20 protein-coding genes are annotated in these 23,092 nt (G+C 69.2%); 9 read left to right on the top strand and 11 right to left on the bottom strand.

Going from position 1 to position 23,092, the window contains the following annotated elements; all coding sequences use genetic code 11:
* Positions 1 to 6: 6 nt before the first annotated feature.
* The 5 genes from ACW5F0_RS01270 (at position 7) to ACW5F0_RS01250 (ending at position 6,505) form a co-directional block, all read left to right on the top strand.
* A complete protein-coding gene (locus tag ACW5F0_RS01270) occupies positions 7 to 888 on the top strand; it encodes a DUF4097 family beta strand repeat-containing protein (RefSeq protein ID WP_456964227.1) in 882 nt (293 codons plus the stop codon).
* Between the two features lie 76 nt (positions 889 to 964).
* Positions 965 to 2,845, top strand: coding sequence for an ABC transporter ATP-binding protein (locus ACW5F0_RS01265; protein ID WP_456964226.1), 1,881 nt, complete (start codon positions 965 to 967; stop codon positions 2,843 to 2,845).
* A gap of 50 nt (positions 2,846 to 2,895) precedes the next feature.
* Entirely contained in the window at positions 2,896 to 3,705 is an 810-nt protein-coding gene (locus tag ACW5F0_RS01260; protein ID WP_456964225.1) for a ferredoxin--NADP reductase, read from the top strand.
* A gap of 75 nt (positions 3,706 to 3,780) precedes the next feature.
* Positions 3,781 to 4,203 (top strand): universal stress protein, encoded by a 423-nt coding sequence (locus ACW5F0_RS01255; protein WP_456964224.1) that lies wholly within the window; start codon positions 3,781 to 3,783, stop codon positions 4,201 to 4,203.
* 97 nt (positions 4,204 to 4,300) lie between these two features.
* Positions 4,301 to 6,505: a M3 family metallopeptidase gene (locus tag ACW5F0_RS01250; protein ID WP_456965240.1), complete on the top strand. Its 2,205-nt coding sequence runs from the start codon at positions 4,301 to 4,303 to the stop codon at positions 6,503 to 6,505.
* Positions 6,506 to 6,587: 82 nt separating this feature from the next.
* On the opposite strand, the gene ACW5F0_RS01245 is transcribed toward ACW5F0_RS01250, so the two are convergent.
* The 5 genes from ACW5F0_RS01245 to ACW5F0_RS01225 form a co-directional block, all read right to left on the bottom strand.
* Entirely contained in the window at positions 6,588 to 7,433 is an 846-nt protein-coding gene (locus tag ACW5F0_RS01245; protein ID WP_456964223.1) for a PdaC/SigV domain-containing protein, read from the bottom strand.
* A gap of 144 nt (positions 7,434 to 7,577) precedes the next feature.
* Positions 7,578 to 7,787: a cold-shock protein gene (locus ACW5F0_RS01240; RefSeq protein ID WP_345295318.1), complete on the bottom strand. Its 210-nt coding sequence runs from the start codon at positions 7,785 to 7,787 to the stop codon at positions 7,578 to 7,580.
* 259 nt (positions 7,788 to 8,046) lie between these two features.
* Positions 8,047 to 8,760 carry a pseudouridine synthase gene (locus tag ACW5F0_RS01235; protein WP_456964222.1) on the bottom strand — a complete coding sequence of 238 codons (714 nt, stop codon included), beginning with the start codon at positions 8,758 to 8,760 and terminating at the stop codon, positions 8,047 to 8,049.
* A 58-nt stretch (positions 8,761 to 8,818) separates the two neighbouring features.
* Positions 8,819 to 9,097, bottom strand: coding sequence for a GNAT family N-acetyltransferase (locus ACW5F0_RS01230; RefSeq protein WP_456964221.1), 279 nt, complete (start codon positions 9,095 to 9,097; stop codon positions 8,819 to 8,821).
* Between the two features lie 12 nt (positions 9,098 to 9,109).
* Positions 9,110 to 9,976, bottom strand: coding sequence for a hypothetical protein (locus ACW5F0_RS01225; protein ID WP_456964220.1), 867 nt, complete (start codon positions 9,974 to 9,976; stop codon positions 9,110 to 9,112).
* 207 nt (positions 9,977 to 10,183) lie between these two features.
* Here ACW5F0_RS01225 and ACW5F0_RS01220 point away from each other — a divergent pair, with 207 nt between their 5' ends.
* Positions 10,184 to 10,369, top strand: coding sequence for a hypothetical protein (locus tag ACW5F0_RS01220; RefSeq protein ID WP_456964219.1), 186 nt, complete (start codon positions 10,184 to 10,186; stop codon positions 10,367 to 10,369).
* Between the two features lies 1 nt (position 10,370).
* On the opposite strand, the gene ACW5F0_RS01215 is transcribed toward ACW5F0_RS01220, so the two are convergent.
* Both ACW5F0_RS01215 and ACW5F0_RS01210 read right to left on the bottom strand, forming a co-directional pair.
* Positions 10,371 to 10,973, bottom strand: coding sequence for a rhomboid family intramembrane serine protease (locus ACW5F0_RS01215; protein WP_456965239.1), 603 nt, complete (start codon positions 10,971 to 10,973; stop codon positions 10,371 to 10,373).
* An 11-nt stretch (positions 10,974 to 10,984) separates the two neighbouring features.
* Complete coding sequence (locus ACW5F0_RS01210; RefSeq protein ID WP_456964218.1) at positions 10,985 to 12,622, bottom strand: POT-type proton-dependent oligopeptide transporter; 1,638 nt, start codon at positions 12,620 to 12,622, stop codon at positions 10,985 to 10,987.
* A 145-nt stretch (positions 12,623 to 12,767) separates the two neighbouring features.
* Between ACW5F0_RS01210 and ACW5F0_RS01205 the strand changes: the two genes are divergently transcribed.
* Positions 12,768 to 14,552: a M14 family metallopeptidase gene (locus ACW5F0_RS01205; RefSeq protein WP_456999155.1), complete on the top strand. Its 1,785-nt coding sequence runs from the start codon at positions 12,768 to 12,770 to the stop codon at positions 14,550 to 14,552.
* On the opposite strand, the gene ACW5F0_RS01200 is transcribed toward ACW5F0_RS01205, so the two are convergent.
* From ACW5F0_RS01200 to ACW5F0_RS01185, 4 genes are all read right to left on the bottom strand, one after another.
* The gene (locus ACW5F0_RS01200; protein WP_456998858.1) at positions 14,516 to 15,604 is read right to left on the bottom strand and encodes a diguanylate cyclase; all 1,089 of its coding nucleotides are present in this window, start codon (positions 15,602 to 15,604) and stop codon (positions 14,516 to 14,518) included. The two genes, ACW5F0_RS01205 and ACW5F0_RS01200, sit on opposite strands and share 37 nt — an antisense overlap.
* Before the next feature lie 130 nt (positions 15,605 to 15,734).
* Positions 15,735 to 17,648, bottom strand: a complete 1,914-nt coding sequence (locus tag ACW5F0_RS01195) for an ATP-binding cassette domain-containing protein (RefSeq protein WP_456964215.1) — start codon at positions 17,646 to 17,648, stop codon at positions 15,735 to 15,737.
* 38 nt (positions 17,649 to 17,686) lie between these two features.
* Complete coding sequence (locus tag ACW5F0_RS01190) at positions 17,687 to 19,294, bottom strand: protein adenylyltransferase SelO (protein WP_456964214.1); 1,608 nt, start codon at positions 19,292 to 19,294, stop codon at positions 17,687 to 17,689.
* A gap of 41 nt (positions 19,295 to 19,335) precedes the next feature.
* Positions 19,336 to 20,856: a transglycosylase SLT domain-containing protein gene (locus ACW5F0_RS01185; RefSeq protein ID WP_456998857.1), complete on the bottom strand. Its 1,521-nt coding sequence runs from the start codon at positions 20,854 to 20,856 to the stop codon at positions 19,336 to 19,338.
* A gap of 129 nt (positions 20,857 to 20,985) precedes the next feature.
* Between ACW5F0_RS01185 and ACW5F0_RS01180 the strand changes: the two genes are divergently transcribed.
* A complete protein-coding gene (locus tag ACW5F0_RS01180) occupies positions 20,986 to 22,512 on the top strand; it encodes a helicase HerA-like domain-containing protein (protein WP_456964212.1) in 1,527 nt (508 codons plus the stop codon).
* Positions 22,513 to 22,548: 36 nt separating this feature from the next.
* Entirely contained in the window at positions 22,549 to 23,055 is a 507-nt protein-coding gene (gene greB / locus ACW5F0_RS01175; protein WP_456964211.1) for a transcription elongation factor GreB, read from the top strand.
* Positions 23,056 to 23,092: the final 37 nt, after the last annotated feature.

Below are 23,092 nucleotides of genomic sequence, written 5' to 3'. Positions count from 1 at the left end.
TCATCCATGAACCGCCATCTCATCGGCCTTGCCCTTGCCGGCCTCGCCTTCCCCGCATTGGCCGCGACGCCGATCAACGAAACCCGCCCGCTCGACGCCCGCGGCGAAGTCGAGGTTTCCAACCTCAAGGGCCACATCGAAGTCCGCACATGGGACCGCAACGAGGTGCGCATCACCGGCAGCCTGGGCGAGGGCGTCGAGCGCCTGGAGATCGGGGACGGTGGAGCCAAGCTGGTGGTCCGCGCGCGCTACCCGCGAAACAGCCGCAACAGTGAACCGACCTCGCTGATCCTCGAGATCCCCCGCCACGCAAGCCTTGACGTCGATTCGGTCGCGGCCAACGTCGACGTGCAGGGCGTGGCCGGTGCCGAGCTGGAGATCGAAAGCGTCAGCGGCGACGTGGTCGCGGTCGGGGCGCCGCACAAGGCCAGCATCGACAGCGTCAGCGGCGACCTGAAGCTGACGCTCAACAGCCGCGACGTCGACATCGAGAGCGTCAGTGGCACGGTGTCGCTGCGCGGGCGCATCGCCGGCAGCATCCAGGCGGAGACCGTGTCCGGGAACATGGACATCGATACCCGTGGCGAGCGCCTGGCGCGGCTGGAGGTCAGCACCGTGTCCGGCGACACCGGTGTCCGCGGCGGCATCGCCGATGGCGCCCGCTTCAGCTTTGAATCCGTGAGCGGCGACATCCGCCTGGCACTCCCCGCCGACGCCTCCGCACGCGTGGAAGCCACCACCTTCAGCGGCGACATCGACGCCCCCGGTGCCAACGTGGTGCGCAAGCGCTACGGGCCGGGTGCCAGCCTCGAGCACAGCTACGGCACCGGCAGCGGCTCGATCGCCATCGAGACCTTTTCCGGCAGCGTGAAGCTGCTGCTTGACTGAGCTCCGCGAGGCCCGCGGCCAGGCGCCGCGGGCCGGGTAGTCGCGTCCTGCACGACAGTCGCGGCATGATGGCCCGATGTCGACCGCCACCCGCGCTGCAGCCGCCCCCGATCCGCAGGCAGGACGCCCCTCGTTCCGAGAGCGCCTGAACGCCCTTCGCAACCTGCCCCCGTTCCTGCGTGAGATCTGGCGCACCAGCCGCCCGCTCACGGTCGCCACCCTGGGCCTCCGCCTGATCCGGGCGCTGCTGCCGGTGGCGATGCTGTACCTGGGCAAGCTGATCATCGACGAAGCGATCCGCCTGGTCGGCACCGGCGTGATCGGCGACGGCTTCGCCCAGGCATGGGCCAGCGGCCAGCTCGACCACCTGGCGTGGCTGCTGGCGGCCGAGTTCGGGCTGGCGATCCTGTCCGACCTGCTCGGCCGCGTGGTGGCCTATTGCGACCAGGTGCTGTCGGAGATGTTCACCAACGCCGCCAGCGTGCGCCTGATGGAACACGCGGCCACGCTCGACCTCGAGGACTTCGAGGATCCCGAGCTGCAGGACAAGCTCGACCGGGCCCGCCGCCAGACCATGGGGCGCATGAACCTGATGGGGCAGCTGTTCGGCCAGGCCCAGGACATCGTCACCATCATCAGCTTCTCGGCCGGCCTGCTGGTCTATGCGCCATGGCTGATCCTGCTGCTTGCCATCGCGCTGATCCCCGCCTTCATCGGCGAGTCGCACTTCAACGCCCTGAACTACTCGCTCAACTTCCAGTGGACGGCGGAGCGGCGCCAGCTCGAATACCTGCGCCAGACCGGCGCCAGCGTCGACACCGCCAAGGAAGTGAAGATCTTCGGCCTGCACCACTTCCTGGTGGAGCGTTTCCGCACGCTGTCACAGGCCTTCCTGGTCGCGAACCGCAAGCTGGCGCGCAAGCGCGCCTTCTGGGGCACCCTGCTCGCTGCGCTGGGCACGGCGGGCTATTACGTGGCCTATGCCTATATCGCCTGGCGCACCGTGCACGGCGATTTCAGCATCGGCGACCTGACCTTCCTGGCCGGCAGCTTCCGGCGCCTGCGCCAGCTGCTGGAAGGCCTGCTGGTGGGCCTGTCGCAAGTCGCCGGCCAAGCGATGTTCTTGGACGACCTGTACTCGTTCTTCGAGATCCAGCCTGAAATCGTGTCGAAACCGGGCGCCGCGGCGATCCCGCGCCCGATCGCCACCGGCTTCGTGTTCGAAAACGTCGGCTTCCGCTATCCCGAGGCCACGCGCTGGGCGCTGCGCGGTGTCGACCTCGAGCTGCGCGCGGGCGAGGTGTTGGCCCTGGTCGGCGAGAACGGCGCCGGCAAGACCACGCTGGTGAAGCTGCTGGCGCGCCTGTACGACCCCGACGAAGGCCGGATCCTGCTCGACGGCCGCGACCTGCGCGACTACGACCTCGACGACCTGCGCGCCAACATCGGCGTGATCTTCCAGGACTTCGTGCGCTTCCACATGACTGCCGCCGAGAACATCGGTGTCGGCCAGATCGAAGCCATGGACGACCGCGCCCGCATCCAGGCCGCCGCCCGCCGCGCCATGGCCGAAGAAGTCATCGCCGGCCTGCCCGCCGGCTACGACCAAGTGATCGGCCGCCGCTTCAAGACCGGCGTGGACCTCTCCGGCGGCCAGTGGCAGAAGATCGCCATCGCCCGCGCCTACATGCGCGAGGCCCAGGTGATGATCCTCGACGAACCCACCGCCGCGCTGGACGCGCGCAGCGAGTACGAAGTGTTCCAGCGCTTCCGCGAGCTCTCCGACAACCGCACCGCGATCCTGATTTCCCACCGCTTCTCGAGCGTGCGCATGGCCGACCGCATCCTGGTGATGGCCGACGGCCGGATCGAGGCCAGCGGCACCCACACCGAGCTGATGGCCGCCAGCGGCCGCTACGCCGAACTCTTCGAACTCCAGGCCGCCGGCTACCGGTAGCTCCCGCGGCGTACAATAGGCAGGTTTCCCTCCCCGACCAAGATCGCCGCATGTCCTCCGCGTTTGGCACCGAGACGGTGCTGGACGTCCGTCACTGGACGGACGACTACTTCAGCTTCACCACCACCCGTGACGACGGTTTCCGTTTCGACAACGGCCAGTTCGTCATGATCGGACTGGACCTGCCGCGCCCCGAGGGCGGCAGCAAACCGCTGATGCGCGCGTACTCGATCGCCTCCGCGAACTGGGAAGAGCAGCTCGAGTTCTTCAGCATCAAGGTCGCCGAAGGCGCCCTGACCTCGCGCCTGCAGCATGTCAAACCGGGCGACGAAGTGCTGATCGGCCGCAAGCCCACCGGCACCCTGCTGATCAGCGACCTCCATCCCGGCCGCAACCTGTACCTGCTGGGCACCGGGACCGGCCTGGCGCCGTGGATGTCGATCATCAAGGACCCGGAGACCTACGAACGCTTCGAGCGCGTGGTGCTCTGCCATGGCGTGCGCCGCGAGGCCGACCTCTGCTACCGCGACTACATCGTCAACGAACTGCCGCGCCACGAACTGCTTGGCGACATCCTCGGCGAGCGCCTGCTGTACTACCCGGCAGTGACCCGCGAGGACTTCGTGTTCGACGGCCGCCCGCACCGCGGCCGCCTCACCGACCTGATGGCCAGCGGCCAGATGATGGCCGACCTCGGCCTGGAACCGCTGGATCCGGCCCGCGACCGCGCCATGGTCTGCGGCAGCCCGGCCATGCTCGCCGACTTCCGCACCCTGCTCGACGGCCGCGGTTTCACCCCGTCGATGCGCATCGGCGTGGTCGGCGACTATGTCTTCGAGCGCGCCTTCGTCGAGAAGTAAGCCCGCGCGCGCCGCGCCCGCGGGCCGGCCACCGCGTAGAATCCCGTGTTTACGCACCGAGTTGAGGACACCTGCATGAAGATCCTGGTCGCCGTCGACGGCAGTGAGATCAGCGTCCGCGCCGCCAAGCACGCCAACGTACTCGCCAGGAGTCTCGCCAAGCCGGCGAAGATCTTCCTGGTCGCGGTGGACGCGGCACCGTTCCCGGGCGTGGTGAGCAAGATCGGCAAGGAAACGATGGACAGGATCCACGCCGAGAACCACCAGCGCATGCTGGCGCCGGTGCGCAAGGCGCTCGCCCGCAGCAAGGCCGACGTGCGCGAACTGGCCGTGGTCGGCGAACCGGCCGAAGCCATCCTCGCCGCCGCACGCGACAACAAGGCGGACATCGTGGTGATGGGTTCCCACGGCCGAGGCTCGGTGAAGGGTCTCCTCCTGGGCTCGGTGTCGAGCAAGGTCATCGCCCAGACCGAACTGCCGGTCACCATCGTCCGCTGAAGAAACACGCCCATGCCATTCGTCACGGGAGGCCTCCGCCCGGGCGGGGTACCCTAGGGGACTCAGTCCTGCTAGGAACCACCCGATGAAGCATCCGCTGACGCTCGCCCTGGCCGTCGCCCTCGCCGGCGCCATGTCGCCCGCCCTTGCCCAGTCCACCCCCGATGCGGAGCCGGCCATGTCCGCCAGTGCCGACGCCCTCAAGGGCAATCCGTTCGCGGTCGAAAGCACGCTGCCGCTGCAGTACCCCCATTTCGACCGCATCCGCGACGAACACTTCGCCCCGGCCTTCGACGCCGGCATGGCGGAGCAGCTGGCCGAAGTGCGTGCGATTGCCGACAACCCCGAGCCGCCGACCTTCGAGAACACCATCCTGCCGCTGGAAACCAACGGCAAGACGCTGGGCCGCGCGATGCGCGTGTTCTTCAACCTGGTGGGCACCGACACCAACGACGCGCGCAAGAAGCTGCAGGCCGACTATTCGGCGAAGTTCGCCGCCCACCGCGACGCGATCTCGCTGGACCCGAAGCTGTTCGCGCGCATCAAGACGCTGCATGACAACCGTGCCGACCTGGGCCTGGACGCCGAAGGCGTGCGCCTGGTCGAGGAGTACTACAAGGACCTGGTGCGTGCCGGCGCCGCGCTGGACGAAACCCAAAAGGCGCGCCTGAAGGAGATCAACGGCGAGCTCGCGCAGCTCGGCACGACCTTCAGCCAGAACGTGCTGGCCGAGGTCAACGATTCCGCCGTGGTGGTCGATACCGCGGCCGAACTCGACGGCCTGACGCCCGAGCAGATCGAAGTCGCGGCCAATGCCGCCAAGGCCCGTGGCCACGAGGGCAAGTACGTCATCACCCTGCTCAACACCACCGGCCAGCCGCCGCTGCCGCAGCTGAACAACCGCGAGCTGCGCCAGCGCATCCACGAGGCCTCGGTCGTGCGCGGCGCGCGCGGCAACCAGTGGGACAACCGCGAGATCGTGGCCACCGTGCTGAAGCTGCGCGCCGAGCGCGCGAAGATGCTGGGCTTCGACACCTACGCCGATTACGTGCTCGACGGTGAAACCGCCAAGACCACGGACGCCGTGAACGCCATGCTCGGCCAGCTGGCCCCGGCCGCGGTGGCCAACGCCCGCAGCGAGGCCGCCAAGCTGCAGGCGATGATCGACGCCGAGCAGGCCGCCAAGGGCAAGCCGACCTTCCAGCTCGAAGCCTGGGACTGGGCCTACTACACCGAGAAGGTGCGCAAGGCCGAGTACGACTTCGACGAATCGCAGCTCAAGCCCTACCTGGAGATGAGGAACGTGCTGGAGAACGGCGTGTTCTTCGCCGCCACCCAGCTGTACGGCATCACCTTCAAGGAACGCACCGACCTGCCGAAGTACCACGCCGACACCTGGGTGTACGACGTGTTCAACGCCGACGGGAGCCCGCTGTCGATCTTCATCTTCGATCCCTACGCGCGCGACTCCAAGCGCGGCGGCGCCTGGATGAACTCCTACGTGTCGCAGTCGGGCCTCGAGGACACCCTGCCGGTGGTGGCCAACCACCAGAACATCCCGAAGCCGCAGGCTGGCCCGACCCTGCTGACCTGGGACGAGGTCACCACGATGTTCCACGAGTTCGGCCATGCGCTGCACGGCATGTTCTCCGACGTGAAGTACCCGTACTTCAGCGGCACCAGCGTGCCGCGCGACTTCGTCGAGTTCCCGTCGCAGGTCAACGAGATGTGGGCTGACTGGCCGTCGATCCTGGCCAACTACGCCAAGCACCACGAGACCGGCGAACCGATGCCGCAGGCGCTGCTGGACAAGGTGGTCGCGACCGCCAAGTTCAACCAGGGCTTCGCCACCACCGAGTACCTGGGCGCGGCGATGCTCGACCAGTACCTGCACCAGCTGCCGGCCGACAAGCTGCCCGCCGCAAAGGACGTGCTGGCGACCGAAGCCGCGGCGCTCGAGGCCGCTGGCCTGGACTTCGCCGCGGTGCCGCCGCGCTACCGCACCACGTACTTCAGCCACATCATGGGCGGCTACGCGGCCGGCTATTACGCCTACATCTGGTCCGAGGTGCTGGACGCCAACACCGTGGCCTGGATCGAGGAGAACGGCGGCCTGACGCGCGCCAACGGCGACCGCTTCCGCGCCACGCTGCTGTCGCAGGGCGGCAGCAAGGACGCGCTGCAGCTGTTCACGGACTTCTCGGGCAAGGATCCGGACATCCAGCCGCTGCTGGTGAAGCGGGGCCTGGACGGCGCCGTCGAGGACGGCGCGCCCCCGGCCGGGGCCACCCAGTCCGAGTAACAACGAGCCACATATCCTTCCCCCGCTCCGGCGGGGGAAGTTTTTCGGGGCCTGCAGTCATCAGCCTGCCGCGGGGCCGGCTTCAGCTGCTGGTGAACAGGGCCCGGTATTCCGGCGCCAGATGCGGCAGCAGCACGGCCGCCGGCACTTCGACCGTCTGCACGCCGTCCGAGTACGGCCCCACCTGGTAGGGCGGGAACACGAAGCGCAGCCCACGCAGGCGGCCACCGGTGCTCGGCACCGGCTCGAAGTGCGCGAAGTTCCCGGCCTCGGGCGCGGTGCCCTCGTCGATCATCCGGGCACCGGTACGCATCAGGCGGACGCGATCCTGCGGGTCGATGTCGTCCGCGTCCAGGCGTTGGGACAACGCCGCGTGCAGCGATTCGCGCACGAAGGCGGAAATGTCGTCCCAGCCCCCCTGCCCTTGGAACAAGGCCTCGGCCCGGAGCATCTCTCCGCGGGTGGGCAGCCAGGTGAAGCGCGCCACCAGGGGGTTGCCATGCGCACCACCGGTGTAGCTGGTGCCGGTGGCCTGCACGGCCACGATCTCGGGCGTCTCCATCACCATGTCGAAGGGCAGCGCGAGGTCATAGGGGGCAGCGGCGGCATCGGTCGACGTGGGTTCCCGCGCTTCCACCGCCTCCATGAGGTCGGTGCGTGCGGCGTCGGCATACCGCTGGAGTTCAGCGGCCAGTTCCGGATAGCGGTTGATCCCCGGCGGATAGCTGATGCCGATGATGTAGCGCGGGTCGGACTCCATCACGTCGTCAAGCACCACGGGGGAGTCCGCCTTCGAATCCGCGGAAGGCGGCGCTTGCGCGCTGCCGTCGACGGCATCGCCGGGCACCTCGGCCTCGCGGCGGCAGCCGGCAAGCGCGAGCGCCACCAGCAGCGCCAGCGGCACGATGCGATAGCGGATACGGCTCATCCGGGAACTCCCCCTGTCCAGTGCACGAGGCGCACAGGCTAGCGGCCCGCGCGTGATGCCGACGCTCACGCAACGGCCCGCGCGCCGCACACGAAAAAGCCCCGGACGTTGCCGTCCGGGGCTCTTGGTCCAGCGGTGCGAGCCTTACTCGGGCTGCACTTCGTCGGCCTGCAGGCCCTTCTGGCCCTGCACAACCTTGAACGAAACCTTCTGGCCTTCCTGCAGCGACTTGAAGCCGGTGCCCTGGATCGAACGGAAGTGGACGAAGAGGTCCTGGCCGCTCTCGGGGGTGATGAAGCCGAAGCCCTTGGCGTCGTTGAACCACTTGACGGTGCCGGTCTGACGATCGGACATGGTGTTACTCCTTGGAACAGTTTTTGAAATGGCACGGTCCGCCCGGCGGATCCGAGACTGCGAAGCAAGGGGTAACACAGGAACGATGGAGCGGATCGTCGGACGCAGCCGTTGCCGGCCTTGAAACCTTTGATCTACCGCACCGGAGCCACGATGTACCGTGATCCCGCTTTGAACAGTGGGCGAACCATACCCTACTTTCCATTGCAAATGTGAATTGCCGCCGGCCGTTCATCGGCAGCCCGGGCCATTCAGTCCCCTACCACCCCTCGTGGCGTGGCAGCAGGGCGGCCAGTTCGGCGTCGCCCAAGTTGCGCCAGCCCCCCGGCTTGAGGTGCCCCAGCTTGACCGGACCGATGCGGACCCGGACCAGCCGCTTCACCCGATAGCCGAAATGCGCGGCCATCAGGCGGACCTGGCGGTTGAGCCCCTGCACCAGGGTGACCCGGACTCCATAGCGGCCGAGCTTGCCGGTCCGGCATGGCAGGGTGAGCTCGCCGTGCACCGGCACCCCGCGGGCCATGCCGCGCACGAACTCGTCGGTGACGGGGTTGTTCACCGCCACCAGGTACTCCTTCTCGAGCTTGTTTTCCGCGCGCAGGATGGCGTTGACGATGTCGCCGTTGCTGGTCAGCAGGATCAGGCCTTCGGAATCCTTGTCCAGGCGGCCGATCGGGAAGATCCGCTCCTGGTGGTCGACGAAGTCGGTGATGTTCCCCGCGACACCGGTGTCGGTGGTGCAGGTGATGCCGACCGGCTTGTACAGCGCGATATAGACGTGGCGGCGCTTGCCGGGCGCGGCGCTTCGCGCGCGCAGGGGACGGCCGTCGAGGAGGACCTCGTCGCCCTCGCCCACCTCGGCGCCGATCCCGGCGCGCTGGCCGTTGACCGTCACCCGGCCCTCGCCGATGAGGCGGTCGGCCTCGCGACGCGAGCATGCGCCGGTCTCGCTGATGTGCTTGTTCAGGCGCATGGGTGGCAGATAGACCTCGAAAAGGGGCGCAAGTCTGCCAGATTGCGCGCCCGGCCGTTCACTCCAGCAGGTCGGCGTACTCCGCGTGCCGCTTCACCCAGGCCTCGGCATAGTTGCACAGCGGCCGGACCTTCCAGCCCTCCGCCCTGGCGTGGTGGAAGGCCGCCTCGACCAGCTTTCCGGCAATCCCGCGCCCGCCGATCGCCTCGGGCACATGGGTGTGGGTGATGTGCATGATGCCGTCGGCCATCTCGTAATCGAGGTTGGCGACGTGGCCCTCGACCTCGGTCACGAAGCGACCCGGGATGCCGTGGTGGGTGATATCGGGTCCGCTCATCTGCGTGTCTCCTTACTCGCTGCCGCCATTGCGATGGTCGCGCTTGCCCTGGTTGCGGCGATCTCGCGTGGAGATGCTGCCATGGATCGGGACCAGCCGCGCCTCGCCCGCGTGCAGTTCCTTGGCCTTGCTGGCGGCCTGCGGCGACTGGTAGCCGGGTTCCGGGGTGTGGTCGGCGACGGGGTCCAGCGACTGCCACGGCTGCGGCGTGCGGTCGCGCTCATGCTTGGCCTCGAGCAGGCTGCGGGTGTTCTCGAGCGCCCGCTCCGGGGTCAGGGCGCGGCGCGAGGCGCGCTTTTTCGCCGGTATCTTTTTCACGGCGGGCTTTCTGGTGGTGGCCTCCTTCGTGGCGGCCCCGGCCCCGGTCGCGGCCTTCCTGGCCACCACCTTCTTCGACGCGGACTTGCCGGACGCAGCTTTCGCAGCCTTCGCAGCCACCGTCGCCTTCTTTGCAGGCGCGTTCTTTGCAGCGGCCTTCTTCGTGGCGGCCCCGGTTCCTGTCGCGGCCTTCCCGGCCACCTTCGCGGGCGCCTTCTTTGCGGGTGCCTTCGTCGCCTTCTTCGCCGCCTTCTTCGCCATCACCGCCGGTGCGTCGCGGCGCGCCTCGACGAATCGCTGCAGCAGTTCGACCAGCAGCGCCTCCTTGCGGGCCGTGCGCGCGGCGATGCCGTCGGCCTTGCCCTCGCCACGCTTGCGCGCCGCCAGCCGCTGGCGCTTCAGCAGGTCGCGCGCCCGGTCGCGCGCGGCCCGCGTGCGTTCGACCCGCCCGGCCAGCGCAGGGCGATCCAGGCGGCGCAGGGCGTTGGCGCGGCTGTCGTCGAACAACGCCATCTCCGACTTGTTGAGCAGGGCGCTCGCTTGGGCACGGGTGAAGGCCATCTGCACTCTCCATATTGGGGATGTGCCAATGGGTATCACGGCAGGGATTCAGGCGCGGTGAGCGGCGCCAACCCGCGTCGATTGCCGCCGGACGGTGCGCGCGACTGACCAAACGCGTCACCCGCCGCCCTTGGACCGACGGCCCCGGAGCGGTTGGCACGCTTGATGCATGCACTACGGGCACGCACCCAACGTATGGAGACCACCATGCCGCCCATCGCCGACACCAGCGCCGGACACGAGGCCGTCACCCGCCTGTTCGACCTCGTCCGTTCCGGGGACGTGGACAACGTCGAATTCAACCAGCTCGACTCACTGGTCTATTCGCGCCTGCTCGAGACCTACGCCTGCGACCAGGGCGGGCTGGGCTGCGGCGGCGAGTCGATCTCCTGAGTCAGGACATCGGGGACATGAGCCGCGCGAGGAAGACACTGACCACGCGCGGCTCCATCATCACCGTGAAAAGCAGGCCGTAGCCCGCGCCCCAGAGATGGGCGCTGTGGTTGATGTTGTCGCCGCCCCGGCGATCCATCCAGATCGAGTAGCCGACGTACAGCACGGCATAGACGATCGCCGGCACCGGGATGAAGAACACGAAGATCAGTGCCCAGGGCTGCACCAGGATGAAGGCGAACAGCACCGCCGATACCGCGCCCGACGCGCCCAGGCTGCGGTAGTTCGGATCGCGGCGGTGGCGCAGGTACGTCGGCAGGATCGCCACGACGATCGCCGACAGGTAGAACAACGCGAAGCCGATCGGGCCGATATAGGGCGCGAACATCCGTTCGACATGGCGCCCGAAGAAGTACAGCGTGATCATGTTGAACAACAGGTGCTGCCAGTCGGCGTGCACGAAGCCGTGCGTGACCAGGCGGTCGTACTGGCGATGCCGTTCGATCGCCGGCGGCCACAACAGCAGCCGGTCGAGCAGGCGCCGGTTGCCAAAGGCCTGCCACGAGACCAGCACAGTCAGCGCCAGGATCGCCAGGGTGACCATGCCCCCGCCGCTCATGCCGCCACTCCGCCGGAGACGCGGTAGTTGTCCTGCATCGGGTATCTGCGCGCATAGGCCGCGAACGCCAGCGCCGCCACGAACGCGAACAGTGCGAAGAAGAACATCAGGAACGCGTTCTCGCTGAGCCCCGTGGAGGCGATAGCCGACGTCACCGCATCGTTGCGCACACCGGCATTGGTCAGCAGCACCCAGAGGCTGCCGAAGGTGCTGGTGAGGTACCAGAACGCCATGATCACGCCCTTCATCGCGTGCGGCGCCTGGCTATAGGCGAACTCCAGCGCGGTGGCCGAGACCAGCACCTCGCCGAAGGTCAGCAGCAGGTAGGGCAGGCTCTGCCATGCCAGCGAGACCTCGGCGCCGCCGTCGAGCCACAGCTGCAGCACGCCGGCGGCGATCCAGGCGACGCCCGAGAACACGATGCCCCAGCCCATCCGGCGCAGCGCGGTGACGGTAAAGCCCATCCGGCGCAGCAGCGGGTACAGCACCAGGTTGTTGAACGGGATCAGCAGCATGACCAGCAGCGGGTTCAGCGCCTGCATCTGCGCCGCTTCCTTCACCAGCCAGCTCGGCCACCACCAGGCGGCGTGCGGGATCAGCATCGCGTTGCCCTGGATGATCCAGGTCGATGCCTTCTGGTCGAACAGCGACCAGAACGGCGTCACCAGCGCGAACACGATCAGGATCCGCAGCACCGCTCGCACGCCGTCGACCGCCGCGTCGGGGTGCAGGCCCCGCGCGCGCTCGAGCTGGAGCGACGCGCCCCAGCCGACGCAAGCGATCACCACGCCCAGCGCCAGGCACGCGGTGATGACGAAGCCGAAGGAGTCCGGCCAGGGCAGCGGCACGCCAATCGCGTCCAGCGCCCACAGGGCCAGCATCAGCACCGCGAGCGTGATGCCCGCGCGCGCGATCAGCGTGCCGGAGCCGCCCTGCCCTGCGCTGCCCCGCAGCGCGGTGCGCACGACGTTGAGGAAGGAATCGGGATCGCGCCCAGACGGCGGCACGTTGACGTACTCCTTGCGGCCCAGCCAGAACACGACGGTGGCAATGAGCATCAGAACGCCCGGCACGCCGAAGGCCACCGCCGGCCCGTAGCTGCGCAGCAGCAGCGGCGCCAGCAGCGAGGCGAAGAACGAGCCGAAGTTGATGATCCAGTAGAAGGCGTCGAAGACCACCTTCGCCTTCGACTTGTTGGTCTGGTCGAACTGGTCGCCGCAGAACGAGACCACCAGCGGCTTGATGCCGCCCGAGCCCAGCGCGATCAGGAACAGGCCGGTGTAGAAGCCGTTGCGGCTGTCCTCGAACAGCGCCAGGCAGGCGTGGCCCGCGACGTAGATCAGCGAGAACCACAGCACGGTGTTGTACTTGCCGAAGTAGCGATCCGACAGCCAGCCGCCGAGCAGCGGGAAAAAATACACGCCGATGACGAAGCTGTGGAAGATGTCCTTGGCGGCGCCCTCGCGCTCCGGGCCCGCGGGCAGGTAGGCCAGCAGCATCGAGCTGATCAGGAACGGGATGAGGATGTTCCTCATGCCGTAGAAGCTGAAGCGCTCGCAGGCTTCGTTGCCGATGATGTAGGCGATCTGGCGCGGCATCCTGCCGGCGTCGGGGGCAACGGGTGCTGTGCTCATGCGGGTCGGCTGTCTTGCGGTCGAAAGCGTGAAGGCTAGCGTATCCATGGCCCCCGCGCTTTGGCCGGAAGCCATGGGCCGGGCATCATGGGCGACCTTGCCGCCCTCCGATGCCCACGCCATGTCGCGATCCCTCGTTGCCGCCCTGCCCCTGGTCCTGCTGCTGGCCGTCGCGGTCGCACCCCTGGCCGCTGCCCATCAGGCACCCGCCCCGTCCGCCAAGAGCCCGCCGCCGTTGTCCACGATCGCGGAACGCTCGGGATTCCTACGCACCGGCCGCTACGAGGAGGTCGCCAACCTCTGCACCACGTTCGCGCAGCGCTACCCCGATGCGGTCCGCTGCATCGACTTCGGCACCACCCCCGAGGGGCGACCGATGAAGGCCCTGGTGGCTTCGCGCAGCGGCGCGCTGACGCCCGAAGCCGCGCGCGCGGCGGGGCTGCCGGTGCTGCTGGTCCAGGGCGGCATCCATGCCGGCGAGGTGGACGGCAAGGACGCCGGCTTCCTGGCCCTGCGCCAGGCGCTCGATGGCGAGGCCGCCGCCGGCACGCTGGAGAAGCTGGTGCTGGTCTTCGTGCCGGTGTTCAACGTCGACGGCCACGAGCGCTTCGGGGCCTGGAACCGCCCCAACCAGCGCGGCCCCGAGAAGATGGGCTGGCGCACCACGGCGCAGAACTACAACCTCAACCGCGACTACCTGAAGGCCGACGCACCGGAGATGCGGGCAATGCTCGCCCTGGTGGAGGCCTGGGATCCGATCGCGACCGTCGACCTGCACGCCACCAACGGCGCCCAGTTCGAGCACGACATCTCGGTCCAGATCGAGCCCCTGCACTCCGGAGACGCGGAGCTGGCCGGCGCCGGCCTGGCACTGCGCGACGCGCTGCTCGCCGATCTCGCCGCACAGGGCTCGCTGCCGCTGCCTTTCTACCCCTCGTTCGAAACCTATGACGACCCCGCCTCGGGCATCGTCGACGGCGTCTCGCCGCCCCGGTTCTCGCACGGCTATTTCCCGCTGCGCAACCGCTTCGGGATCCTGGTCGAGACCCATTCCTGGAAGGAGTACCCGGTCCGGGTGGGCATCACCCGCAACCTTGTCATCGGGATGCTGGAGCAGACCGCCGCGCACGGCCGGGAATGGCTGGATATCGCCGCCGCCGCGGATGCGCGCGCGAGCGCGCTCGCCGGCCAGGACGTGCCGCTGGACTACGTCGCCACCGACCGCGTGCGCACCGTCGACTTCCGGGGCTACGCCTGGACGCGGACGCCGTCCGAGATCTCCGGCGCACCGGCCACGCGCTACGACGAAGCCACGCCCCAGGTCTGGAAGATGCCCCTGCGCGACGAGATCGTGCCCGGCCGCAGCGTGACCGCACCGGCCGCCGGTTACATCGTGCCGGCGCGGCATGCCGACCTGGCCTCGCGCTGGCTGGACGTGCACGGGGTGCAGTACCGCCGGCTGGAGTCACCGCTCACCGGCGCGGCACTGGAAACATTCCGCGCCGACGCCACCCGCCTGGCCGCCGCTTCCACGGAGGGCCACCAGCGGCTTGAGCTGGACGGCGAATGGCGGCCCGAGACCCGCGACCTCGCGGCGGGGGCGCTGTTCGTTCCCATTGCCCAGCCGCGCGCACGCCTGGCGATGGCGATCCTCGAACCGCAGGCACCGGACTCGATGGCAGCCTGGGGCAGGTTCAACAACGCGTTCGAGCGCAAGGAATACATGGAGGCGTACGTCGCCGAAGCGGTCGCCGCCGAGATGTTGCGCGACCGCGCCGTACGCGACGCCTTCGAGGCCCGGCTCGCGGAGGATCCCGCGTTTGCCGCCAGCCCGGGGGCGCGACTGGACTGGTTCTACCGCCGCCACGCCAGCTGGGACGAGCGCTTCGGCCTCTACCCCGTCTTCCGCACCGCCAGCGCGCCGCGCTGAGGGCAGTCCGGCTCGACCCGGTTCCGGCCACCGGCCTTCGCCCGGTACATCGCCGCATCCGCGCGCTGGAGCCACTCGTCGGCGGTGATGACTGAAAGGTCGACCTCCGCCAGGCCGATGCTGAGCGTGCACTCCAGCGCCGCTGCTTCGGCCGGCCGCTGGTCGAGGAAGGCGATGCGCACGCGCTCGGCCACGCGCATCGCGCCCACCAGGCTGGTCTCGGCCAGCAGCACCCCGAATTCGTCGCCGCCGTAGCGCGCCGGGGTGTCGATGTCGCGGGTGCAGGCGGCCAGCACGCCGGCGACGCTGCGCAGGACGTCGTCACCGACGACGTGGCCGTGGTTGTCGTTGACCGCCTTCAAGTTGTCGACGTCCACCAGCATCAGCACGGCGGGCCTGCGCGTGCGCGCGTGGCGTGCGAGCTCCGCGATCAGCGCTTCGTTCCAGCCACGGCGGTTGCGAAGCCCGGTGAGCACGTCGATGCGGTTGAGGCGTTCGAGCTGGCGGTTCTTGGCGGCCACGCTGCCCCCAAGCGCATAGGCGATCGTGGCCAGCGCCACCGGGTAGACGAACAGGAACGGAAGCGTGGCCAAGACCACCGGCATGCTGCTGTGAAGCTGCACCGGGAACCCAAGCGCAGCGGAGACCAGTACGCAGGCCGCCACCAGCGCGGGCGCGGTGCGGCCCAGGAAGCGCCAGCCGCCCACGGCGACCTTGTCCGTGGTCACCATCGCCAGCAGCACCGCGCTCGGCACCAGGTTGAACTCCATGATCGCGATCCAGGCGCCCGCGGCCGCGGAATCAAACACCAGGTGGCGATGCGCGGCATGCGCGGGGTCCGCCGAGCGCAGCATCAGCCAGCGTGCCAGCAGTGGCCAGGCGAAGCCGTTGAATGCCCAAAAGGCCCAGATCCACGGCGTTGCGTCATTGGATGCAAGCACGGAGGCCACCAGCAGTGCCGACAACGCTCCCCCGAGCGTACGCATCTGGTGGACGCGTCCAGCGAAACGCAGTTCACGCTCGCGCACGTTGGCTGGGTCGGACAATTGCATCATCTCAGGGTGGCCGCTATCCGCGCCGCCAGCAAGTGCGCGCGCCAAGGCGCGAACGCAATCCTGAACTGCGTCACGCTCCTGCTGCGGTCGATGCCGTCCATCCCTGCTCGCCTTGCGACCCGCGGCGTCAGGCGGACGACGCGTCGAGCGCTTCCCAGCGTGCGTACGCGCCGTCGAGTTCCGCCTGCACGTCCGCCATCGCCGCGTTGTGTGCGGTGATGGCGGCGCCTTCCCCGCGGAAGAACGCCGGATCGGCCAGCTTCGCGGTCATTTCAGCCAGCCGCGTTTCCAGGGCCTCGATCCGCGCAGGCAGCTGCTCGAGTTCCCGCGCCTCCTTGAAGCCGAGCTTGCGTCGCGCCGGCTCCGCCGCGACCGGGGGCGCAACGCTGGCGGGGGGGCTGGCGGCGTCGACACGCGCTGGCGCTCCGGCACCGGCACCTGTCGCCTGACCGCCCTGCGGCTTCTGCCGCAGCCAGTCGCTGTAGCCGCCAACGTATTCGCCGATGCGGCCTTCGCCGCCGTCCTGCATCACGATCGTGGAGGTCACCACGTTGTCGAGGAAGTCACGGTCGTGGCTGACCAGCAGCAGCGTGCCCGGATACTCGCCCAGCAGCTCTTCAAGCAGCTCCAGGGTCTCGACGTCGAGGTCGTTGGTCGGTTCGTCCATCACCAGGAGGTTGGACGGCTGCGCGAACAGTTTGGCCAGCAGCAGGCGGTTGCGCTCGCCGCCGGACAGGCGGGTGATCGGCGCGCGCGCGCGTTCGGGGGTGAACAGGAAGTCCTGCAGGTAGCCGATGACGTGCTTGCGCTTGCCCCCGACCTCGACGAAATCCTGGCCCTCGGCCACGTTCTCAAGCGCGTTCCAGTCCTCGCGCAGGGTGGCGCGGTACTGGTCGAAATAGGCCACCTGCAGCTGCGTGCCGATGCGGATCTCGCCGGCCTGCGGCTGCAGCTGGCCGAGCAGCAGCTTCAGCAGCGTGGTCTTGCCGCTGCCGTTGGCGCCGATGAGGCCGATGCGGTCGCCGCGCATGATGGTGGTGGAGAAGTCGCGCACCAGCGGGCGGCCATCGAACGCGAACGACACCTCTTTCGCCTCGATCACCTTCTTGCCCGAGGAGCCGGCCTGCGCGGTGTCCATGCGCACGTTGCCCGTCTGCTCGCGGCGCGCGGCGCGCTCATTGCGCATCGCCTCGAGCCGGCGCACGCGGCCTTCGTCGCGGGTGCGACGCGCCTTGATGCCCTGGCGGATCCACACCTCCTCCTGGGCCAGCAGCTTGTCGAAGCGCGCGTTTTCCTGCGCCTCGGCGTTGAGCCGCTCTTCCTTGCGGCGCAGGTAGTTGTCCCAGTCGCCGGGCCAGCTGGTCACCTGCCCACGGTCGATCTCGACGATCCGCGTGGCCAGCTGGCGCAGGAAGCGCCGGTCATGGGTGATGAACACCAGGGCGCCGCTCCAGCCCTTGAGGAAGCCTTCCAGCCAGTCGATCGCAGCGATGTCGAGGTGGTTGGTCGGCTCGTCGAGCAGCAGGACATCGGGCGCCGACACCAGCGCGCGCGCCAGCAGCACGCGGCGCTTCATGCCGCCGGACAGGCGAGCGAAGGCAGCATCGCCGTCGAGGTCAAGCCGCGCGAGGGTTTCGACCACGCGCTGGTCCAGGCTCCAGCCGTCGGCGGCCTCGATGCGCTCCTGCACCGCGGCCAGGCGGTCCATGTCGACGTCATCGGCGTGGATCAGGTGGTGGTACTCGGCCAGGTCCGCACCGATGCCGCCAAGGCCCTCGGCCACGACGTCGAACACGCTGCCGTCGGCCGAAGCCGGGACTTCCTGCTCCAGCCGCGCCACGCGCACCGCGCCTTCGCGGCGGACCTCGCCGTCGTCGGGTTTGAGTTCGCCGTCGAGCAGGCGCAACAGGGTGGATTTGCCGGCGCCATTGCGGCCGATCAGGGCGATACGCTCGCCGGCGTCGATCGCGAGGTCGACGCGTTCGAGCAGGAGCGGGCCGCCGACGCTGTAGTCGACGGCATTGAGGGTCATCAGGGGCATCCGCATATTCTACCGGTGCGGGACGCCCCGATCCGCGTTCAGGAGCTGCAGGACAGCATCGAGCAGCCGGGGCGGTTAAGCGCCCAGTCCGGGCGCAGCGCCGCGAACGCCTCGCGGCCGGGCTGCTCTGCATAGGGATCGCGCAGGACATCCAGCAGTTCGCCGATGCCGGCCTCGTCGCCTGACTCCGCGCGCTCGATCGCCTGTTGCGCCAGGTAGTTGCGCGGCACGTAGCGGGGGTTGGCGGCGTGCATATGGGCCACCCTCGCCTCCCGCGGCAGGCCGTCGGCGCGGCAGCGGGCGGCGTAGCGAGCCAGCCAGTCGCCCATGGCATCGGCGTTGGCGGCCAGGCGTGCCGACTCGTAGAAGGCACCCTCCAGGGGTTCCAGCGACGGCTCGATGGCGTCCACGTCGATATCGGCCAGCGCGCGAAAGAAGCGCGTCATGTCGGCACCCGAGCGCTGCATCAAGGCCTGCAGCTCCCGCATCAGCGCCAGGTCGCTGTCGTCGCACTGCTCGAGCCCAAGCTTTGCGCAGGCGTTGTCGCGCTCGCACTCGGCCCAGGTCGCGGCGTAGGCATCCAGACCTGCCTGCAGCGGCGCCGCGTCGGCAAACAGCGGCGACAACGCGCCGGCCAGCCGCCCCAGGTTCCAGTGCGCCACCCGCGGCTGCCAGCCGAAGCGGTAGCGACGGCCTTGGGCATCGGTGGTGTTGGGTGTCCAGTCGGGATCGTAGTCGTCGATCCAGCCGTACGGGCCGTAGTCGATCGTGAGCCCGAGGATCGACATGTTGTCGGTGTTGAGCACGCCGTGGACGAAGCCGATTCGCATCCAGTGGCCGACCAGCGTCGCGGTGCGCATGCAGACCTCGCGGAACCAGGCCGTGAACAGCGTCTCGTCAAAAGCGCCGTCCGCGCGCAGCCGCGCCAGAGGTTGCGCGGCGCGGTCGCCCAGCAGCCAGGGAAAGTCACGCCACACGCAGAATTCGGCCAGCGCGCGCAGCAGGTCGATGTCGCCCCGCGACGCCGGCAGCTCGAAGCTGCCGAAGCGGATGAACGACGGCGCCACCCGGCAGACGATGGCACCGGGTTCCGGCCCGGCGTGGCCGTCGTAGAACATGTCCCGCACCACCGCATCGCCGGTGGCCACCAGCGAGAGCGCACGCGTGGTCGGCACGCCGAGATGGTGCATGGCCTCGCTGCAGATGAACTCGCGGACCGAGGACCGCAGCACCGCGCGCCCGTCGGCGCCGCGGGAATATGGCGTCCGTCCAGCGCCCTTGAGCTGCAGCTCGTGTCGCGTGCCGTCGGCTGCTATCGCCTCGCCCAGGCTGATCGCGCGGCCGTCACCAAGCTGGCCGGCCCAGTGCCCGAACTGGTGGCCTCCATAGTTCGCCGCCCAGGGATCCATGCCCTCCAGCAGGCGGTTGCCGCCGAACACCTGCGCAAACGCGGGCGCGGCAAGCGCTGCCTGGTCCAGCCCCAGTTGCGCCGCCACCTCAGTGGAATGTGCCACCAGCCGGGGCGCTGCCACCGGAGTGGGCACGACACGCGACCAGGCCGCACCGTGCACCTGGCGTACGTCCGCGCCGGAGTCCGGATCGCCGGGCAGCTCGCGGAGGAACGCGTTGTCGAAGTCCAGGTGCATGCGGGCAGTGTGGCAGGCACCGCGCGATGGCACCGTGCCGGTCAGCCGCCGCAACCCTCCAGGCGCAGGCGCTGGCCAGCGCGGATCGCATACGACGGCGCCTTGAGCCCGTTGGCCTGGGCCAGCTGGCGCGCCTCGCAACCGTAACGCCGCGCGATCGCGACCAGGGTGTCACCGCGCGCCACGCGGTGCTCGCGCGGGGACCGTGCCGCTGCGGGCGCGGGCGTGCCCGTCGTCGCGGTGGGCCGCACCACCTCGATCGGCCCGGTGCGCACCAGCGCGGCGTCGACGCGGCTGCCCACCAGCTGCCTGGCGAGGTCCGCACGGCGGCCCTGGGCGCACCAGCGCTTGTACAGCGCGGCCATGCGCGTGGTGCCTTGGAGCACGGCACCCGCGGGGATCACCTGGTCGGCTTCGAAGCGCGGGTTGAGGTTGCGCAGCTGGCGCATGTAGCCATGCCGGCTGCCGCTGTCGCCCATGCACACGGTGAGTTCGTAGATCGAGGCCGGGCGCGCCAGCACGAAGTTCGCCGGCCGCGCGTCGACCTTGGGAAAGCTCAGGCCGTACTCCCTGGGATGCAGGTACAGCCAGGCCGCGGCGATCACCATCGGCACGTAGTCGCGGGTCTCCGCGGGGAACTGGTTGTAGACGTCGGCGTCCCAGAACTGCCGCCCGCCGCTGGCATCGTGGATGCGCCTGGCCCGGCCCTCGCCGCCGTTGTAGGCAGCCAGCCACTTCTCGACCTCGTCGCCGAACTCCGCGAAACGCTCGCTGAGATACATGGCAGCGGCATCCGCGGACTGCGCCGGGTCGTAGCGGGTGTCGAAGCCGCTGGCATCGGGCCCGAGCCCGAAGCGGCGCCCGGTGGCCGGCATGAACTGCAGCGGGCCGACGGCACCGGCGCGCGAGCCCACATGCACGCGACCCGTCGATTCCTTGGCCATGATCCCGAACAGCAGCGCCTCGGGCAGGCCACGCTCCTCGAACGCGGGCGCCATCAGATGGCGCATGTACTGATAATTCTCGTGGCTGGTGATGAGCGACACGCGCATGTCGGTCAGCCAGCGGCGGATGCCTTCCTGCACCGCGGGATTGAACTGCACCATGCGCACGAAGCGCTGGCCGTCCTCGCTGAGCAGGGCCGCGGCGCTGGCGCCCTCGGGCACGTCGCCGGTGGGCAGCTCGCCTTCGGCAAGGAGCTCGGCATCGAGATCCTCGCCTTCCGCGCCTGAAGCCTCGTCCGCCTGCGCCTTCAGCAGGCGCTTGAACGCCGGCATCAGCGTCGAGACCTGGCAGCCGCGCTGCTTCTCGCAGTCCAGCATCACGTCTTCCATGTCCTCGAGCGCGGCATCGCCCTGGGCAATGGCTTCGGGGTCGGCGTTGGCCGCCTTCACCAGCGACTCGCGATAGCGGGCCTCGGCGGCAGCCATGCGCTCGGTCAGCTCGGTGGCGGCGGCGCGGTCGCGCCTGGACTGCGCGGACGCATCGGGAACGTGGAGGGCGAGCACCGCGACGGCCGCGGCGAGCGCCAGCCTCGGCAGGACAGCGGAAAGTGGGGGCATTCTTGGACCGGGGACTGCGACTGCGAGCAGGCAGGGTAACGACCGCCCGCAGCCAGCGCAAAGCCCTTGTCCGCAACCGCACCGTGGCCCCTTGTCGCTAGAATCCGCTCTTCACGCACAGGAGCTTCCATGGACCCGATCCTCGTCGGCAAGGCCGTCACCCAGCCAGACGCGCTCCCCGAAACCGGCGGCCGCGTCTTCCTGCAGCCGAAGTTCGGCAACCGCCACGGGCTGGTTGCCGGCGCCACCGGCACCGGCAAGACGGTGACCCTGATGACGCTGGCCGAGGGCTTCTCGCGGATCGGCGTGCCGGTGTTCCTTGCCGACGTGAAGGGCGACGTGGCCGGCCTCGCGGTGCCCGGCGAGATCGGCGACAAGCTGCGCGAGCGCGCGGAGATGATCGGGGTCGACGCCTACGGGCCCGAAGCCAGCCCGGTGGTGTTCTGGGACATCTACGGCAAGTCCGGCCACCCGGTGCGGACCACGGTCAGCGAGATCGGCCCGACCCTGCTGGCGCGCATGCTCGAACTCAACGATACCCAGTCGGGCGTGCTCGACATCGTGTTCAAGCTCGCCGATGACCGCGGCCTGCTGCTGCTCGACCTCGCCGACCTGCGCGCGCTGCTCGGCCTGGTGGCCGAGGAACGCAAGGCAGTGTCGACGCAGTACGGCCTGGTCAGCACGCCATCGATCGGCGCCATCCAGCGCGCCCTGCTGCGCCTGGAATCGGACGGCGGCGAGGCCTTCTTCGGTGAACCCGCGCTGGAGCTGGCCGACATCATGCGGACCACCACCGACGGCCGCGGCGTGGTCAGCATCATGGCCGCCGACCGCCTGATCCTGAAACCGCGCCTGTACTCGAGCTTCCTGCTGTGGCTGCTGTCGGAGCTGTTCGAGACGCTGCCGGAAGTCGGCGACCTCGACAAGCCGAAGCTGGTGTTCGTGTTCGACGAAGCGCACCTGCTGTTCAGTGATGCGCCGTCCGCGCTGCTGCAGCGCATCGAGCAGGTGGTGCGGCTGATCCGCTCCAAGGGCGTGGGCGTGTACTTCTGCTCCCAGTTCCCCGATGACGTGCCCGACAACGTGCTGGGCCAGCTCGGCAACCGCGTGCAGCACGCCCTGCGCGCCTACACGCCGCGCGACCAGAAGGCGGTGCGCACCGCGGCCGAGACCTTCGTGTCCAATCCTGGGCTGGACGTGGCCAAGGCCATCGGCCAGCTCGGCACCGGCGAGGCCCTGGTGTCGACACTGCAGGGCAAGGGCGCGCCGATGCCCGTGGAACAGACCCTGGTCGCGCCGCCACGCTGCCGCATGGGCGCGATCACCGATGCCGAGCGCGCGCGCGTGCGCTCCGGCAGCCCGGTGGGCGCGAAGTACGACACCGCGGTCGACCGTGAATCCGCCTTCGAGATCCTGGCGAAGAAGGCGGAAGACCTGTCCGCACATGCCGATGCGCCAAAGGCGCGTACCGCGAAGCAGGACGAAGAGGAATCGGGCGGCGGCTTCGCCCAGTCGGTCAAGGACGCGGTGTTTGGCACCAAGCGCCGGCAAGGCATGATCGAAACCATGGCCAAGCAGTCCGCGCGCACGGTGGGCAACCAGATCGGCCGGCAGATCCTGCGCGGGATCTTCGGCGGCATCACGGGCAAGAAGTGAGCCCGTCCCGCAATGCTGGCGGGCGCTGAGGCGGCGATGTCTCGCTGGCGCCCCCCGCCCGAGAAATCCACCGCGCTGGTCACTCCGGAGGGCCACGCGCGCCTGAAGGCCGAGCTCGACGATCTCTGGCGCGTGCGACGCCCGGAGGTGGTGCGCGCGCTGTCGGCGGCCGCCGCCGAGGGCGACCGCTCCGAGAACGCCGAGTACACCTACCGCAAGAAGCAGCTGGGCGAGATCGACCGCCGCGTGCGCTACCTCAGCAAGCGCCTGCAGGCGCTGCGGGTGGTCGACACCGTGCCCAGCGATCCCGCGGCGGTCTACTTCGGCGCGCTGGTGGAGGTGGAAGACATCGACAGCGGGGAGATCGCGCGCTACCGCATCGTCGGACCCGACGAAACCGACGCCGTACGCGGCTGGATCAGCATCGACTCGCCGCTGGCGCGCGCGCTGCTGAAGAAGCGGGTGGACGACGAGTTCGAAGCCGAACTGCCCGGCGGGCGCCACGCTTTCGCCGTGGTCGCAGTGGACTATCCCGCAGGTTGAGAGCGTCGCGGGTGGGCTCGCGGTACGGCGGGTTGGT

Source organism: Luteimonas sp. A534 (assembly GCF_054072805.1).
Note: the sequence above shows the minus strand (reverse complement) of the source record. Positions and strands in the feature narration are given on the sequence as shown.